This is a genomic window from Streptomyces sp. NRRL S-37, from assembly GCF_000721605.1.
Classification (GTDB): domain Bacteria; phylum Actinomycetota; class Actinomycetes; order Streptomycetales; family Streptomycetaceae; genus Streptomyces.
The window spans coordinates 1-365 of the sequence record NZ_JOIZ01000126.1 but is presented as its reverse complement, the minus strand read 5'-3'; the positions used below and the strand labels follow the sequence as shown (position 1 = coordinate 365).

Genomic DNA, 365 nt, shown 5'->3' with positions numbered 1-365 from the left:
CAACCACCCATCACCCCGGGATCAACTCCCGAGTGCACTGGGGCCGGCACTGAAGGCAGCCATACGGCCGTGCCCTCAGACACCCAACAGCGTGCCCGATCCAGCCCCGCCCGGTGATCATGCGTTCCACGCTCCGAAGAGCAGTACTGGCAGCCACCGGCCCGAGATCCGGACCGAGTAGTCAACGTTCCACCCATGAGCTAACCACCGTCGATCGTTCGCCGACGTAGTGGCTCTGGACCACCAAGCAGACTTGGCGGCCTAGATGCTCCTTAGAAAGGAGGTGATCCAGCCGCACCTTCCGGTACGGCTACCTTGTTACGACTTCGTCCCAATCGCCAGTCCCACCTTCGACAGCTCCCTCC

Annotated in this window: 1 rRNA gene; it reads right to left on the bottom strand. The window is 62.7% G+C overall.

From position 1 onward, the window contains the following. Window positions 1–276: 276 nt before the first annotated feature. Window positions 277–365, bottom strand: a 16S ribosomal RNA gene (locus IH50_RS0137080); the annotation flags it as partial.